19 protein-coding genes are annotated in these 16,495 nt (G+C 35.0%); 12 read left to right on the plus strand and 7 right to left on the minus strand.

The features are described 5' to 3' along the window. Window positions 1-7: 7 nt before the first annotated feature. Together DRF65_RS24445 and DRF65_RS24455 are read right to left on the minus strand one after the other, a co-directional pair. Window positions 8-883: an AraC family transcriptional regulator gene (locus DRF65_RS24445; protein ID WP_115973343.1), complete on the minus strand. Its 876-nt coding sequence runs from the start codon at window positions 881-883 to the stop codon at window positions 8-10. Between the two features lie 289 nt (window positions 884-1,172). After that, complete coding sequence (locus tag DRF65_RS24455; protein WP_115973345.1) at window positions 1,173-1,532, minus strand: helix-turn-helix transcriptional regulator; 360 nt, start codon at window positions 1,530-1,532, stop codon at window positions 1,173-1,175. Between the two features lie 326 nt (window positions 1,533-1,858). On the opposite strand from DRF65_RS24455, the gene DRF65_RS24460 reads away from it, so the two are divergent. Together DRF65_RS24460 and DRF65_RS24465 are read left to right on the plus strand one after the other, a co-directional pair. After that, window positions 1,859-2,191 (plus strand): single-stranded DNA-binding protein, encoded by a 333-nt coding sequence (locus DRF65_RS24460; RefSeq protein WP_115973346.1) that lies wholly within the window; start codon window positions 1,859-1,861, stop codon window positions 2,189-2,191. Window positions 2,192-2,205: 14 nt separating this feature from the next. Beyond that, on the plus strand, window positions 2,206-2,661 hold the full coding sequence (locus DRF65_RS24465) for an HRDC domain-containing protein (protein WP_228438925.1): 456 nt from the start codon (window positions 2,206-2,208) through the stop codon (window positions 2,659-2,661). Between the two features lie 85 nt (window positions 2,662-2,746). Here DRF65_RS24465 and DRF65_RS24470 read toward each other — a convergent pair whose 3' ends face one another. Beyond that, complete coding sequence (locus DRF65_RS24470; protein WP_228438927.1) at window positions 2,747-3,514, minus strand: SDR family NAD(P)-dependent oxidoreductase; 768 nt, start codon at window positions 3,512-3,514, stop codon at window positions 2,747-2,749. 55 nt (window positions 3,515-3,569) lie between these two features. Here DRF65_RS24470 and DRF65_RS24475 point away from each other — a divergent pair, with 55 nt between their 5' ends. The 9 genes from DRF65_RS24475 to DRF65_RS24515 all read left to right on the plus strand — a co-directional run bounded on the left by DRF65_RS24475 (window position 3,570) and on the right by DRF65_RS24515 (window position 10,771). Then, window positions 3,570-3,953, plus strand: a complete 384-nt coding sequence (locus DRF65_RS24475) for a winged helix-turn-helix transcriptional regulator (RefSeq protein WP_228438929.1) — start codon at window positions 3,570-3,572, stop codon at window positions 3,951-3,953. A gap of 194 nt (window positions 3,954-4,147) precedes the next feature. Further along, a complete protein-coding gene (gene hisS, locus DRF65_RS24480) occupies window positions 4,148-5,515 on the plus strand; it encodes a histidine--tRNA ligase (protein ID WP_115973349.1) in 1,368 nt (455 codons plus the stop codon). Window positions 5,516-5,538: 23 nt separating this feature from the next. Beyond that, window positions 5,539-5,874, plus strand: coding sequence for an SHOCT domain-containing protein (locus tag DRF65_RS29015; protein ID WP_228438931.1), 336 nt, complete (start codon window positions 5,539-5,541; stop codon window positions 5,872-5,874). A 186-nt stretch (window positions 5,875-6,060) separates the two neighbouring features. Beyond that, on the plus strand, window positions 6,061-6,921 hold the full coding sequence (locus DRF65_RS29020) for a PH domain-containing protein (RefSeq protein WP_228438933.1): 861 nt from the start codon (window positions 6,061-6,063) through the stop codon (window positions 6,919-6,921). Window positions 6,922-7,032: 111 nt separating this feature from the next. Continuing rightward, window positions 7,033-7,926 carry an SHOCT domain-containing protein gene (locus DRF65_RS24495; protein WP_115973350.1) on the plus strand — a complete coding sequence of 298 codons (894 nt, stop codon included), beginning with the start codon at window positions 7,033-7,035 and terminating at the stop codon, window positions 7,924-7,926. A gap of 11 nt (window positions 7,927-7,937) precedes the next feature. Then, complete coding sequence (locus tag DRF65_RS24500) at window positions 7,938-8,798, plus strand: PH domain-containing protein (protein WP_115973351.1); 861 nt, start codon at window positions 7,938-7,940, stop codon at window positions 8,796-8,798. Between the two features lie 19 nt (window positions 8,799-8,817). Then, entirely contained in the window at window positions 8,818-9,459 is a 642-nt protein-coding gene (locus tag DRF65_RS24505) for a GNAT family N-acetyltransferase (protein ID WP_115973352.1), read from the plus strand. A 50-nt stretch (window positions 9,460-9,509) separates the two neighbouring features. After that, a complete protein-coding gene (locus DRF65_RS24510; RefSeq protein ID WP_115973353.1) occupies window positions 9,510-10,037 on the plus strand; it encodes a PH domain-containing protein in 528 nt (175 codons plus the stop codon). Then, window positions 10,034-10,771, plus strand: a complete 738-nt coding sequence (locus tag DRF65_RS24515) for a hypothetical protein (RefSeq protein ID WP_115973354.1) — start codon at window positions 10,034-10,036, stop codon at window positions 10,769-10,771. Before DRF65_RS24510 ends, DRF65_RS24515 begins: the two co-directional genes overlap by 4 nt. 90 nt (window positions 10,772-10,861) lie before the next feature. Here DRF65_RS24515 and DRF65_RS24520 read toward each other — a convergent pair whose 3' ends face one another. From DRF65_RS24520 to DRF65_RS24535, 4 genes are all read right to left on the minus strand, one after another. Further along, window positions 10,862-11,098: a YtxH domain-containing protein gene (locus DRF65_RS24520; protein WP_115973355.1), complete on the minus strand. Its 237-nt coding sequence runs from the start codon at window positions 11,096-11,098 to the stop codon at window positions 10,862-10,864. Window positions 11,099-11,198: 100 nt separating this feature from the next. Next, window positions 11,199-12,041 carry an isoaspartyl peptidase/L-asparaginase gene (locus DRF65_RS24525; protein ID WP_115973356.1) on the minus strand — a complete coding sequence of 281 codons (843 nt, stop codon included), beginning with the start codon at window positions 12,039-12,041 and terminating at the stop codon, window positions 11,199-11,201. A 24-nt stretch (window positions 12,042-12,065) separates the two neighbouring features. Further along, complete coding sequence (locus DRF65_RS24530; protein WP_115973357.1) at window positions 12,066-12,560, minus strand: hypothetical protein; 495 nt, start codon at window positions 12,558-12,560, stop codon at window positions 12,066-12,068. A 56-nt stretch (window positions 12,561-12,616) separates the two neighbouring features. Beyond that, window positions 12,617-13,507 (minus strand): cyanophycinase, encoded by an 891-nt coding sequence (locus DRF65_RS24535; RefSeq protein ID WP_115973358.1) that lies wholly within the window; start codon window positions 13,505-13,507, stop codon window positions 12,617-12,619. Between the two features lie 197 nt (window positions 13,508-13,704). On the opposite strand from DRF65_RS24535, the gene cphA reads away from it, so the two are divergent. Next, entirely contained in the window at window positions 13,705-16,335 is a 2,631-nt protein-coding gene (gene cphA, locus DRF65_RS24540; protein WP_115973359.1) for a cyanophycin synthetase, read from the plus strand. Window positions 16,336-16,495: the final 160 nt, after the last annotated feature.

Here is a 16,495-nt window from a genome sequence, read left to right on the forward strand (position 1 = left end):
AACAAGATTATGTGTTATACATTTGCGCCAATTCCTGTTGTAGAGCAGTAGGCGTTTCCTTCAATTTAGACTTTACAAATTTGTTGAGAGCAGAAGGAGAATTGAAGCCAAGGTCAAATGCAATTTCTTTATGAGAAAGATCTGAAAACATCAATTGTCGTTTAATCTCTATTAAAATCCGGTTATGAATGGTCTGAATAGCTGTTTCCCCACAATGTTTTTTAGTAATTAAATTTAATTTTTTTGTCGTAATATGCATTTCATCAGCATAATACTGAACTGTTCTGTATTGTTTGTAATGTTCGTTCAATAATTTTTTAAAACGAACATAAATAGGCTTGTCAGCTGTTTCTTTATGAAGAATAGGATGCAATCCGTGAACAGATTCAATTAAGCCTAACAGAAAAATTTTGATATGAAACCTCGCCTGCTCCTTTTTGATAAGGCTTGGATATTGATAAATTCCCTTGATGATAGAGATTGTATATAAACTTTGCTGAAAGTCTTCTGAAGATAAAATGGTACAATGAAGTTGTGTGGAAAGATTTACATTATAAGTACTCAGTTCGTTTTTCAAAATATCTGAACAGAATAATACTTCTTCAAACAGAATTATTTTCCCTTTCAGGTCAGTACTTATGTCAGAAATAAAATGTACCTGCTCCGGAAATACTACAGAGATTTTCCCTGGTTTCAAAAAATGAACATTATCCTCAATATGTAACTGTAAAGTCCCGTTTTCAATAACAATTATAAAAAAATGATCTTTCTTGTGTGGCTTATCATAATCTTGCAAATAGTCATTTGTTAAATCAAAAACCCGAAAAGAAAGATTTTTATCCTCTTCCTTTTGAATATTCTTTTTAATCTCCAGCGTCTTCATATATTCATTTCTTTTATTATCAAAAAACTTTTGCTGTATAAAACAGACTGCAAAAATAATTTAAATCTGAATAAAATTACCACTTATAACAACCATCTGTATTCAAAGATTGATTTTGATACTGAGTTTCAACCTATCCTTGTCAAGGTTTTAAACCTTGACAAGGATAATCAACCAAATCTTTTTCCAAATCTAAAGGCACTATTGTTTAAAAAAGAAAAGTCAAAATAGAAAATTCTATTCTGACTTTTATATCTTTTAATGATAATTATAGTTGTATTATACAGTTTTATTTTTTTAGTCTTGCAACTTCTTCTTTTAACAGACTGATATACTCCTGTAAGCTTTTAATGATTTCGATGCTTAATTCATTATTAATAGTAGCATTAATGTTATTCCCCATATTACCTTGTGCCTGATCATTAAACACAGGATGGTCAATGTTAATATTAACTTCATCCTCTTCATAAATTTCCTCAACCGGCACTTCAAGAAATTTCGCCAGCTTATCCCATTCAGCTTGTATAATTTTTACAGCTCCGCTTTCTTTTCTGCTATAATTTGAAACATCTGTAGCAATAGCATCAGCAACTTGCTGTTGGGTATAACCTTTCCTTTTTCTTACTGTACGTAGTTTTTCTTTTTGCATATTAGACGTTTTTACAAATTTGCAAAAAAATAACGTATAAAATAGAGAGGTTTTTAAAATTTTTATTAACAAAAATAAAATCTATAATTCCTGAGTAAGTTCATATCATTCCTTTTTATTTTAAAACTATATTAATATTTTTTACCATGAGAAGTGAATATTACTAAACATTTTTAATCTTTATTATCCGATTATAAACGATTACAAACGAATTTAAATAGTTTATAACCGACTGATTCTTGGTGAGATCGCAACCTTTGCAACAGAGATTTGAGAAAACAGTGAACGTCTCTTATCTAAAATACTAATCATTAAATCTAAAAGTTATGTCACTAAGAAACAAAGTAACATTAATTGGTTACACAGGTAAAGAAGTTGAAATGGTAAACTTCGAAAACGGAAGCGTAAAAGCAAATGTATCTTTAGCTACCAGCGATCATTACACTAATGCTAAAGGTGAAAAAGTGGAAGAAACACAATGGCACAATCTGATTGCTTTCGGGAAAGTTGCAGAAATTATGGAAAAGTATGTTCCCAAAGGAAAAGAGATTGCGATTGAAGGTAAGCTTACCTACAGATCTTACGATGATAAGGATGGTGTAAAGCGTTACATTACGGAAATTCGAGTAGATGAGATCCTGTTGCTGGGAGGTAAATAATTCTAAAAACTCAAATGATGAAAGTAAAAGTTTTTAAGATCAGGCTTCCTGAAGAATTTCTCTACAAAGATCAGAAAATGCTTGATGATTTTCTGGAAGGCAATGAGATTATAAAAGTGGAAACCGCTTTTGTAAACGATGAATGTTATTGGTCTGTGATTCTGTATTTTGAAGAACTTAAAGTAGTGAAAAATACAGTGAAAGAACCAAAGGTTATTAAATACTCTGCGGATAATGATTTCCTGAATCCCGATGAAGAACAAATTCTCAATGCCCTGAAACTTTGGAGGTCGGAGAAAGCCAGGGAACAAAATCTGCCAAGCTACTTCATTGCAAGTAATAAAGAACTGATGTCTGTAGCTAAGTATAAACCTGCCAAAAAAGAAGAACTATTGGAGATCAAAGGATTCGGAAAGCATAAGATTGAAAATTATGGCGAAGAAATACTGGAAATCCTTGAAAGTGTCTGATTTTTAGGAACAATTAATACTAAAGAACAAAAGCTGTAGAAGTAATCTTCAACAGCTTTTGCTATTCAAAATCAAAAGTTTATTCTTAGTTTTTATTTGCTTGAGAGTTTTTTTGATCAAGTGAAGTTGGTTCAATCCTTAATTCTAAATTGTCTCTTTTCGTAGATAAGTTAAATAGCTCTTTGGCTATATGTGTTGCTTCTGTTCGGTTTTCCAATTCAAAGCCTAAAGGAAGATCTGATCTGCTGCTTTCTTTTTCAGAATCAGAATATAGAGGAGGGTTGTCAATGGGGATATAACCCACAAAAATATTTTTTTCTGCGAATTCATTATGCAAATGGGTAGTAAGCATTCTCAAAGCTGCTTGAGGGACTCCCATAGCAGAAGTAAAAGGATAGGCAGTTCTATCTGACTGCCCACTTGTAAATAATAGAGCTCCGCTGGTTTGTAAAAGATAAGGAATGGTTGTTTTGGCAGTTTCCAAAGCGCTTAAAACTCTTGTATTCAAATAAGTTTTTAATAAATCAATAGATAAATCCGTTATGGGAACATAAGACTCTGCTCCCAAAGGCCCAGGAACATTATACAAAACAACATCCAGACGATTTCCTAATTTTTCTGTTAATTTTTTTATAGAGCCGGATACAGATTCAGGAGTATTAGCGTCAATTGTTTCATTGAATACAGATATTCCTTCTAGCTCAAGTTCAGCTTTTATAAGGTTAAGTTTTTCCTGGTTTCTACTCATTAAGCCTACCAAATATCCATGATGGCCAAAATATCTGGCTGTTTCTAGCCCAACCCCCGGTCCAGCTCCTATAATTATTATTGTCTTGTTCATTGTTAAACTCATAATATTGTTATTTAATACAGGGACAAAATTATAGGACAAAATTTGTATTTTTGTTATGAGTTACCTCTATGATAGTGGTTACAAAAATGTAAGTATAGATATGAATATTGAGAAAAAACCTTGTGATAATGCCTATTTAGCAATCCATGATACTCTTTATGTTATAGGGGGGAAATGGAAGCTTGTTATTTTGGGTGCTTTGGTGACCACAGGCAGCAAATCTTTCGGTGAGCTATCTAAAATGATTGATATCAGTCCGAGAATTTTGTCTAAAGAATTACGTGAATTGGAGCTTAATAAACTTATTACCCGAAAGGTTCTCGATACAAAACCTATTATGACAGAATATTCAGTGACTCCCTATGCTGAAAGCCTTCGTGAACTGATTAATATTATGATTAGCTGGGGATATCAGCACAGAGAAGAAATCAAAGATTAATTCAGAACCTTATAATTGATATCTTTAAAATACTGATAGACGAAACTTCAGATTGAGACAAATTACATTTTATTTTTTTAATAACCAGGTTCTATCACCGTAAAAATAGTAAAGGTCATTTCTTTAGTTTTTAATGCTGTGTAAAATTCCCTGCAATTCCGTACTTTTGTCCTTATCAAAATGACATACAATAAATGAAGCCAAGTTTAGCAAAAGGAACGAGAGATTTTACAGCACAGGAAGTATCCAGAAGAAAATATATCATCAATATTCTACAGAATAATTTTGAGTTATTCGGTTTTCAGCCTCTGGAAACGCCAAGTTTTGAAAATCTTTCCACTTTAACGGGAAAGTACGGAGAAGAAGGGGATCGTTTGATTTTTAAAATCCTTAATTCAAGTATTAACGAAGCAAAGGATGAAAAAAAGGATCAGATGCTTAATGATTTCCAGAGAGCATTGGAAAAACCTTTCAGTTCAGAAAGCTTAACAGATAAAGCGCTTCGTTATGACCTTACTGTACCTTTTGCAAGATTTGTGGCGATGAATCATGGAAAATTAACTTTTCCATTCAAGCGTTTCCAGATCCAGCCGGTATGGAGAGCAGACCGACCTCAGAAAGGAAGATACAGAGAGTTTTATCAGTGTGATGCAGATGTAGTAGGAAGTGAAAGTTTACTACAGGAAGTAGATCTGGTTCAATTGTATTTGAAATCATTTGCTGATCTGAAAGTACCTGTTACCATTCACATGAACAACAGAAAAATTCTTTCTGGATTAGCCGAATATGCAGGAATTACAGATAAATTAATCGATTTTACAGTAGCTTTAGACAAGCTGGATAAAATTGGAAAAGAGGGAGTTGTTAAGGAATTATTGGAAAGAGAAATCTCTCAGGAATCTATTGATAAATTAGACTTTTTATTCAGCCAGTCTGATGATGCTTTGGAAAACTTACTTCAGTTGAAAGAAAAATTCGTAGGTAACGAGATCGGACTGAAAGGAGTAGAGGAATTAGAGTTTGTTCTTACACAATCTCTGAACCTTGGCGTTGATATGCAGAATCTTGTATTCAACATTACGCTGGCAAGAGGTCTTGATTACTATACCGGAGCTATTTTCGAAGTGAAAGCAGATGAGGTAGCGATGGGATCTATTGGCGGTGGTGGTAGATATGACAACCTTACAGAAGTGTTTGGGGTAAAAAATATCCCTGGGATTGGTATTTCATTCGGATTAGACAGGATTTATCTGGTGATGGAAGAGCTTAATCTTTTCCCTGAAGAAGCTGCTTCTAAAATAGAATATCTGTTTGCTAATTTCGGAGGTGAAGAGACTACAGAAGCTTTGAAACTAATCATGCAATTAAGATCAAAAGGGATTTCAGCAGAACTGTATCCTGAAAATGCAAAAATCAATAAGCAGTTTACTTATGCAGAGAAAAAAGGAATTAAAAACCTTGTTTTCTTGGGTGAAGAAGAACTTAAAAATGGTACAATAACCTTTAAGGATCTTGTAGCTGGAGAACAGAAAACGCTTTCTTTGAACGAATTTTTAGGATAGTATTAAGCAAGTCGAAGTTTATTGTGGAAAAATGCATAGGCTGTCTTGCTCCGTTTCAAAATACAGGTTTTTTCTCTACGAAAGAAGAACTGGCGGATCATACTTATGTATGTAATAGCTGTGGAGAGCAAGCGCGTAAAGCTCTTGCAAATATGTATATTAGTACCACTATATTTTCCAGTTGTACTGCTTTTCAGGTTCGGGAGCTTTTGCGTAATTCTGATGAGACAAAACCTCAGGAACAATCAGCCTCAGGAATTTTGGATATGATAGAAAGGTTCGGAAAATTGAAAGAAAGCGGTATTCTTACCCATGAAGAATTTACAGAACAAAAGCAGAAACTTCTTGATAAATTATAATTTCCCTGAAATTTATATAAGAAATAATCAGCCACAAAAAATATTTTTGTGGCTGATTTACTTGATGAATCATAAGTTTTGAATACTTTGCCCTCCAGAATCGGTTTAGAATTTGTAATTTGGGGCGATTAATAGAACAGTAGAATTACCTTCTACCTATATGAAACTTTTAAACATAAAAACCAAATGAATACTATTTGTGCATTGTGCGGAACTCCGCTGACGTCTACGGATATGCTTGTTGGAAAAAATAAACTTGCAGATGGCGGCTATTTGTGTGCTGAATGTTTTAATAAAGCCATTACAATCAATAGAGATCTTATCAATAATTTGCATCAGTTTTATTTTGCTGAAATAACAGGAATGTTCCTTAAAAGTAAAATTGATGGGAGCCAGAGTCCGGGAACTCCATCTTCAGGAACAGGCAACTATGAATATGATGCTCCCACCAGATTAGACGAAATAAAAGACCAGATTGTAGGGCTGAAAGCCAGATTGAGCGTTTTAGCCAATGAAGAAGTAAATGAACTGGATAAAGTCCTGGATCCAAATGAACGATTGATTGCCATTGCAGAATGTATCAATCTTCGTAATAACAGGGAAGGAATTATTTTCTCAACCCAATGGAGAGTGATTTTCATGGATAAAAAATTCTTGGGTGGTGTGGTAAAAAATGAATATACCCATAAAGATATTACCGCTCTGGATCAGGTTGAAAACCTTCTATACTCAGTATTAAGAGTAAATACAAGCGGTGGTGCTGTAGAGTTTAAACTGCATAATAAAAGTGATGGTAGATCATTCTGTGATATCGTAAACGGTCAGATCAGAGGATCCGAAAGACAAACATTTCAGAAACCGTCACAACCACAGTCATTTTATCAAAATACTCCAAGCCCAGCACTTCAAAATTCATCCAATATTCCAAAAGGATCTACAGAAGATATTTTTGAACAATTGGAAAAGCTTGGTAAGCTAAGACAGATGGGCGTTTTAAGTGAGGAAGAGTTCTCATTACAGAAAGCAAAACTACTGGAAAGACTTTAAAAAAGATAAGTTAATCCAAAAGCATATCCTTATTTGTAATTAGGATGGATATAAAACGGAACAATAGGAATTGTCTGCTCTGATATAAAAACTTTTAAACATAAAACTAGAATGAACACGAATTGTGCTCTTTGTGGAACCCCATTAAGCCTTATGGATACCGTTCTGGGTGAGAATAAGCTCTCAGATGGTGGACTCTTATGCAATAAATGCCTGAATAAAGCAACGGCTATTAATAAAGATCTGGTGCACAGTCTTATGAATTACACTTTGGCGGAGATCAGAGACTTGACTTGGGGTGAAAGTATTGAAGAAGTGGAGGAAATTGAGGAAGAAACTGTAGTAGAGACTTCAGTGTCCCATACCAGCATAACATTTTCCCATACTACTGTGCGGTTTTCCCTTGACAAAACAAAGCCTACAAGATCTGACGAAATTCAAGAACAGATTCTTGCTTTAAATACTAAACTCAGTTCTTCTGTGAATGATGAAGTAGATGAGCTTGTGAAGGTTCTGGATACAGATGAAAAAATTGTTGCAATTGCTGATGCCAAGTATTTACACAATAATACGAATGGCCTTCTGTTAGCAACACAACGTAAAGTGCTTTTTCTTAATAGGAAGTTTTTTGGAAACATATATAAGAAGGAATTTCCACATCAAAATATTAATACTGTATTGGATGATATAAGGGAAAAAGATTCTTCACTAAAGATATTAACGAACGGACCTACGGCTGATTTTATTCTTGATGGCAGTAATTCAGCGCAACTATTTTGTAAAGCTATAGAAAGGTATATAAAAAGTTCAGAAAACAAAGAAAAACAACAGTTAACTCAACCTGAATTAAAGGCTTCTGCATTTCAGCCATCTCAATCGATACAAGAAGAAGATCCGTCAGTAGTTTTTGATAAGCTCGAAAAATTAGGCAGATTAAGAGACAATGGAATTTTAACAGATGATGAATTTGCAGAACAGAAGAAAAAACTGCTGGATAAATTATAAAAAATAAAAGAATGAGTAATATTTGTTCATTGTGTAATACAGAATTAACCTCTATGGATAAGCTTTTGGGAGAAAATAAACTTTCAGATGGCGGAGTATTATGCAATAAATGTTTAGATAAAATAAGTTACATCAATCAGGAGGTGCTGTATAACCTTAATCAGTTCAATATTGAAGATATTCAGAGGATCATTCAAAATAAAGATACAGAACAGAATCCGCCTGCTGTAATACAGGAAAATCTCCCTATGGCTATGGAGGAAGAGCCTCAGAATATTTCTAAGGAAGTATATAAAATAAGAAAGCAGAAGATAAAAGCAGAGCTGGAAAAGCTTAATGCCAGTCTTTCCGTATTTACCAAAGGTGAGATTAAAGAACTTCCTTATCTGATTTCTGAAGATGAGAAGATCATTGGTATTACAGATGCTCAGTTTGTGAATACCCTGGCTGCAGGAATATTGGTGGCAACCTCCAAAAGAATGATCTCTGTTTCAAAAGCAATGTTTGGAGATGCTAAAATCAATGATTATCCTAATGAAACCATCAGGTCTGTAAGCTTTGTAACAGATCCGAGGTCACCTGTCATTAAACTCCATCTTGATGAAAGAGTGGTAGAGTTTGAATGTTTTATGGATAAAGAAGATGCAGAAAAGTTCTACGGTATTATAAGTCCTATTTATAACAATCCGGTACAGCAATCTCAGCCGGAGGCAAGTCCTGTAAATACTAATATGGATACAGCTGTAAGCGCAGCACGTTCCCTTGAAATTCTCGAACAGTTGGAAAAACTGGGTAAATTGAGAGAAGGTGGTATTCTTACCGATACCGAGTTTACAGAACAAAAAAGAAAATTATTAGAACAATTAAAATAAAAATTGTTTACCCCAAATCATGAAGGATAAAACGGAAATCGTAAAAAGCTGGCTTAAAGGATGGTGCTTATCAAGAGAAGTAGCCTTTCCTGTGCAATATAAGTCTGGATTTAATGTATTCGTGGGAGACGAAAAACAAAAAGAGCGTTACGTATTTCCTGACCTTAATGAAGACTTTTTTCAGCTTGCCCGGTCAATTGATGAACCCTGTGTTTATCTGAAAGTAAGTACCTCTCCTGATCAGTTTATAGGAAGTATTCCTGAAAAATGGCAGCTGCAGGCACAAGGATATCTGATGACTTGTTTTCATCCTATGATTTTTCCGGAAACCAGTCTGGCAGAAGGATATCATCTGGAATTTTCAGAATACAATACAACATTTGTTGTAAGAATTGTAGCGGAAAATGGGGAACAGGCTTCAATAGGACGTGTATCTTTAATAGATGATGCTGCTGTTTATGACAGAATCATTACCGAAATAGAGCATCAAAGGAAAGGGTTGGCGTCTTTTTTACTGAAAGAGCTGGAGAAGATCGCTTTATTGAAAGGGTTTCATAATAATCTTTTGGTAGCTACAGAAGAGGGGAAGCTATTATATGAAAATTTAGGCTGGAAAGTGTATGCTTTGCATTCCTCTATTGTTATTCCTTCTAAAGATTAATATTTTTATTGAATTAAAAGAGTAGTAATTTAGACTTATAAGCTATAACCATGGGATCAAGACTTGACGAAATAAAAGAAGAACTCGAAAAACTGGATATCAATCCTACCATATTTGCCAGAAAAGAGATTCGTGCTTTGCCGGATATTCTTTCAGCAGATGAAAAAATTGTTTACCTCGTTGAAGGTAGAAATAAAGTAAACAATCATCATATCATTTTAGCAGCTACAGACAGAAGATTGATCTTTGTAGATAAGGAATTCATGTATGGATTAACCGTACAGGATTATTCCTATACTAAAATAAGCTCTATACAATATGAAACTGCAGTAATGTTGGCCTCTATAGATATTCAGGTTACAGATGATATCGTAGAGATTGATGGGGTAGGAAGATACCATGCTGAGCTGTTTTGTGAAAAAGTAAGAGACTTCATGTCCCGTCCCAAAGAAAGTTTCCATAAGGCAGAACCTACTTCTTTAGATGAGTTGGAACAATTGGGACGATTAAAAGAAAGTGGAATTTTGAGTGAAGAAGAATTCAATGAACAAAAGAAAAAAATTATGGACAAATTATGATAAAAGAAGTTGTTTTTAGAGCATTAAACTGGAGATGGTATTTTACCTCTTTAATCTCATTATTTATAGGTGTTTTCTGCTGGTTATTGATCCTTATTTTACCTATTAGCAGTTTTACATGGAATTTTTTCACGGCCATCCCATTTCTGGTTGTGGTAGTAAGCTTTCTATTGGGAATTTCGAGGATGTTCAAAAAAGATGAATTTAAAAACGGTCTTTGGCAATGTTTTTTAAGCATTATTATCCTTTCTATCCTTGGTATACTGTTTGGTCTTTACCCGCCTAAAAGTCCTTATAAGCCTTATAATAATGATATTAAAAACCCAAAGAATGCAAAGTTTTCAATGCCTTTAAAGATATTTTCAGATGAAAAAGAACTCGTAGAGGTTACTCAACCTGATATCCTTATCTATGATTACTTACAGCCGGGAACTTATAAATACGATGTTTTTCTTAATAAAACAGAAAAAGGGAAAGTGTATTTAAAAGTATATGATTTCAATACCAACAGGATTCTTTCTGAAAAAGAAATTAAAAAAGAATCAATGAGAGTTGTCTTTAATCCCAATGATGAATTGAAAGAATTTTCAAGTGGTAATGATGGTTTTACAGTGAAAGAAGGAGATTGGGGAGATTATTATGGAAGCAGGATCGAAGTTTGGTTTAAACCGGATAATTCCAACGAGTCTGAAAGAAAATTAGTGGAAAAAAATTATATTATTCAGGGAAATTAAAATTTTTCTCCTATATAAACAAAAAGTCATCGCAAACTACTACGATGACTTTTTCTATATATGAATGTTAAAAAAAACTACTGTCTGTTTTTAGTTTAAAGAATCTTCGGCTTTTGTTTTTACCTCATCTACTTTATTTTGAACCTGAGAAGCAACATCATTCGCTTTACTCTTAAGGTCATTTCCCCATTTGTTAAGATTATCCTTTGCCGTATTTAGCTTATCTTTTACCGCTTGTTGATCTTCAGGGCTTGAATTCTTATATTTCCAATAAGCTAAAGCACCTAATCCTAGTAAAGCTAATACACCTTTTGTTTTGTTTCCCATGATTTCTATTTTTAAAAGATATTAATATTAAAATTTGTTATTAATACTTATGTAAAATACGTGCCAAAAAATTAAGTTGAATGATAAAAAAATGTTAAAATTAAGAAAAGATATCAAAATTTTCTCCGTCAAAACTGGCGAAAACCATAGTAGGATAGGAGTCCTGATGATAGATATTTCCATCTTTATCAATAGCAATAGCACCCGCAAATCCGTCAATCGTTTTAAGTTCGTCAAAAGTTTTAGTGAAAGCTGCTTCAAGGCTCATCCCATCCGTTACGCGGGTAACAATTTTTGCAGAAGTAGCATTGCTTACAATATCTTCACCTACTCCTGTACAGCTTACTGCACAGAAAGCATTGGCATAATTTCCGGCCACAGTGGCAGAGTCTGAAATCCTTCCCGGAATCTCAAAACCTTTTCCACCTGTAGAAGTAGCAACAGCCAGTTTTCCATCCTTATCGATGGCTACACAGCCTACCGTACCCTTCCCGCCGTTGCCAAGCTTCGCTTCGTATTCTTTTCTTCTCTGTGGAATTTCTGTAGAAAAATTTTCAAATCCGTGTTCTGTGGCATATATTTTTGCGCCATGTCCGCCTAAAACCCTGTCATCCTCTCCGATGAGGTTCTTTGCCACAAAAATAGGGTTCTTCACATCCTGAATATTGATAACACCGCTTAGTTTTTGCGTTTCACCATTCATGATGGCTGCACTCATACGGATGATACCATCACTTTGAATTTGCGAACCTATTCCTGCATTGTATAGAGGATCATCTTCCAGCAAAGAAACTGCATAGGCCACTGTATCAAAAGCAGAATGCGTCTGAAGATAGTCAAAGGCTCTTTGAGCAATTTCCTTTAAAGAGTTTTGTTTCGCTGTTTTTACTTCATGGCTTTGGTCACTTTCCGAAAAAAAACCGCCGTGGATGATGATTTTCATAAATAAAGTTTAGTTTTTAAATTATTATTTGTCCTGGAATGGTGTTGTTCTTCTGAAATGAACCCTTAATTCCTGACAGAGTTTCGAAATACTTTCCAGATTGTGCTTTTCAATAATTATCAGCTGTAGTTCATCGGAATAGCTATCTGCAAGCTCAACAATTTCCAATGGGGGTTCTTCCTGATTAAGCTTAGGCTGTAACCATACAAAATAATCCGGTGCATATTTTATCCCTGCCGGGAAGTCTCCTAGCGCATTATTCAAGCTTTCATCAATGAGTTCATGAACTTCATCTATTTTATCTCCGCGGATCAGAAAATTAAAAAGTTCATTGGTCACAGAAAACTCAAATGCTCCATCCTCGTCGCCTTCAATTACCCATTCTGCTTCATTATTGGCTATATATTGATCCGGATTGGTATAGCAAAAAGAACAGTTCGAAATGATTTCTTCTTTATTGCTGACGTCATAACCTTCCAGAAGAAGATTTATAAGCTGTTCAATTTTTTCTTCTGCCATTTAGCTGTTTATTTAAAAACTAAAATAAGAATAACTTTCGAATTGAACTTTTAAAACTATTTGTCCTGAGGAATTGGATTGAATTGTGAATTTTCAATGGTAAGAGCTTTGGTCGTAAGATCATAATGATCATTCATAGACATTACGTGAACCGTTAAATTATCAATAGAGATAGGCTCTCCAAGGTTAATATTGGTAAGGTTAGTATCCTTAATAAATCTTCCGTCTACCAGAATCACCAGCCCGGAACCTACAGCGGTCATCACATCATTATGAATGAAAAGTCCAGTATCTTCCCCAAGGCCAATTCCCAGTGTTCTTGGATTATTCACCACAGCCTGGAAAAGACGCCCGATTCTGCCTCTTTGTACAAAATGGGTATCAATGATAACATTATCAATTAATCCCAACCCTTGTGTTGTTTTAATTTCTCCCTTTAATAAAGCTTCAGAGCTGCTTCCCTGATAAATCATATTTTCAGAAGCTGCTGCAGCACCTGCTGAAGTTCCGGAATAAATAAAGTCCTGTTCCTGATATTTCAATAAAATGGTATCGTGAAATCTGGTTCCTCCAAGAATAGAGGTTAGTCTCAGCTGATCTCCTCCTGTAAACATCATGACATCTGCAGCATTCGCTCTGGCTACCATGGCGTCAGAGTTGGCTTCTTCACGGTTATGAATATCAAGAACATTTACATTTTTAGCACCCAGAAATTCAAATGCTTTTTTGTATTCAGAACCTACAATCTGAGGAATTTGAGAGGCTGTTGTTACGATTTCAATGACAGAATCTTCCTTATATTTAGATTCGTTGATGATCTTTCGCAGAATCCCCCGCTCAAAAAAGTTAAGATTCTTTTCAATATTCTGATCGTAGTCGGTTTCTGCAAAACTTCCTTTATTTACAGCTCCTCCGATTACTATTAATTTTCCAGTAGGTTTAGTCATGGTACAAAATTAAAAAATAATTAACATATTTGGCGAATTTCGTGCCATCTTTAGTTGATTTTTAATGTTTTAGAAATGTGAATAAAAATTATTTTTTTTTTGATAAATCTTCAAGTGTGCTATAGTTTCGTTTAGGGTTTTATATTATATTTGATTATAAAATAAGTTATTATTAACTGTTAAAATGCCAATAGACTATGAAAATCGAAAAGATTCAGGCACTACGCGGTCCTAATATCTGGAGTATCAGAAGAAAGAAGCTGATACAGATGAGGTTGGACCTTGAGGAAATGGAGAATTATCCTACCAATAAAATAGATGGATTTAGGGAAAGAATTGAAAAATTAATCCCGTCACTGATTACCCATAGGTGTTCAGAAGGAGTGGAAGGTGGTTTTTTCCATAGGGTGGAAACTGGAACCTGGATGGGACATGTCATTGAGCATATTGCTTTGGAAATACAGACCCTGGCGGGGATGGATGTTGGCTTTGGAAGAACCCGGGAAACCAAATCACCGGGAGTGTATAATGTGGTATTCAATTACCTTGAAGAAAATGTAGGAATTTATGCTGCTGAAGAAGCCGTAAAGATTGCAGAAACATTAATTGAAGGAAAAGATTATGACCTGAATGCCTGTATTCAAAAGTTAAAAGAGATCAGGGAACGTGTTCGTTTGGGGCCATCAACCGGAAGTATTGTAGAAGAAGCTGTTTCCAGAAAAATACCATGGATCAGATTGGGAACAAATTCATTGGTGCAGCTTGGATATGGGGTCAACCAACAGCGTTTTCAAGCCACAATTACGGGAAAGACAAGTTCTATTGCGGTAGATATTGCCTGTAATAAAGAACTAACCAAAAGAATGCTTCATGATGCAGCCATTCCGGTACCCATCGGTGATCTTATTGTAGATGAAGAAGGTTTAAATACAGTAATCAAAAGAATAGGATATCCAATTGTTTTAAAACCTTTGGATGGAAATCATGGAAAAGGGTCATCCATCAATGTCAATGACTGGGAGGCTGCTAAAACAGGACTGGAACACGCCCAGAAATATTCCAGAAAAGTAATCGTTGAAAAATACATTACAGGTTATGATTTCAGGGTTTTGGTGATCGATAATAAAATGGTAGCTGCGGCAAGAAGAGTTCCTGCTCACATCGTTGGAGATGGAGAACTGAATATCCAGCAACTTATTGAAAAAGAGAATAAAGATCCGCGAAGAGGCTATGGTCACGAAAATGTCCTGACCGAAATTGAAGTGGATAAAGATACTCTGGAGTTGCTTGAAAAGCTTCAATATACTCTGGAAACTATTCCGCAAAGGGGAGAAATTGTTTACCTGAAGTCTACCGCTAATCTTTCTACAGGAGGAACGTCAATCGATGTGACCGATATGGTACATCCGGAAAATATCACGATGGCAGAAAGGATTTCCAAGATTATTGGACTAGATGTTTGTGGGATTGATATTATGGCGGAAAACCTTACACAACCCTTAAAAGAAAGTGGTGGAGCCATTATAGAAGTTAATGCTGCTCCCGGATTCAGAATGCATCTGGCTCCAAGTGAAGGGCTGCCAAGAAACGTTGCAGCTCCGGTTGTCGATATGTTGTATCCACAGGGAAAACCTTTCACTATTCCGATTATTGCAGTCACAGGTACAAACGGGAAGACAACCACAACAAGACTGATCTCGCATATTGTAAAAAGCAATGGATACAGAGTAGGGTTTACTACTTCAGATGGAATTTATATCCAGAATACCATGTTGTCAAAAGGGGATACTACAGGTCCGCTTTCAGCAGAATTTATTTTAAAGGATCCTACCGTGGAATTTGCAGTTTTGGAGACTGCCAGAGGAGGAATTCTTCGTTCGGGATTAGGATATTCGCAGTGTGATATTGGGGTTTTAACCAATATTGAGGAGGATCATTTGGGAATGAATGATATTCACAACTTAAGAGACCTTACCAAAGTAAAGCGGGTAGTATTAGACAGTGTGAAGAAGACAGGATGGAGTGTTCTGAATGCAGACAATAAATATTCTATGAAAATTGTAAACGACCTTGATTGTAACGTTGCGATTTTCAGTATGGATGAAAACAATCCGCATATTGTGAAATTTGCAAAAGAGGGAAGAATCACCTGTGTTTATGAAGAAGGATTTGTAACCATCAAAAAAGGCGACTGGAAGATCAGAATCGGTAAAGCAAAAGATTTCCCGATTACGATGGAAGGAAAAGCCAGATTCATGATTGAAAATGTATTGGCAGCCAGTTTGGCAAGTTATCTTCACGGATTTGGGATTGAAGATATTTCCAATTCATTAAGAACCTTTATTCCAAGTGCACAGCTTACCCCGGGAAGATTAAATGTCTTTAAGTTTAAAAGCTTTAAAGTGTTGATTGATTTTGCCCACAATCCATCCGGATATGAAGCCATTGAAGATTATCTTAAAAATGTTGAGGCAACAAAGAAAATAGGAATTATTTCCGGTGTTGGAGACAGAAGAGATAGTGATATCAGAGAATGCGGAAAGATTGCAGGAAGAATGTTTGATCATATCATCATCCGAAATGAAAAACATCTTCGTGGGAGAACAGAAGAGGAAATCAACGGATTGATTATCGAAGGAATGCAGTCTTCAGGAAAAGATGTCAGCTACGAAATTATTCCTAAAGAAATTGAAGCATTGAAGCATGCCATGGGCATGGCTGAAGACGGAACATTTATTACCGCTTTAAGTGACGTAATTTCCAATGCGATTGATCTTGTTCAGGAATATCAGGCAAGAGAGCTGCTGGAAGACGATAAAAACGGATAAATAAAATTTTTATAAGCTTATTAAAATTGCAATACGAAATCTATAAAACGTATTGCAATTTTTTTATACCATAGTATAGAGATGCTTTTTAAGAGGGAAAGTATTTTTAACTTTTCTTTAAAAGTGATAAAAAATAAAAATTATTAACTTGCCATACGAT

Source organism: Chryseobacterium pennae (assembly GCF_003385515.1).
GTDB classification, from domain to species: Bacteria; Bacteroidota; Bacteroidia; order Flavobacteriales; family Weeksellaceae; genus Chryseobacterium; species Chryseobacterium pennae.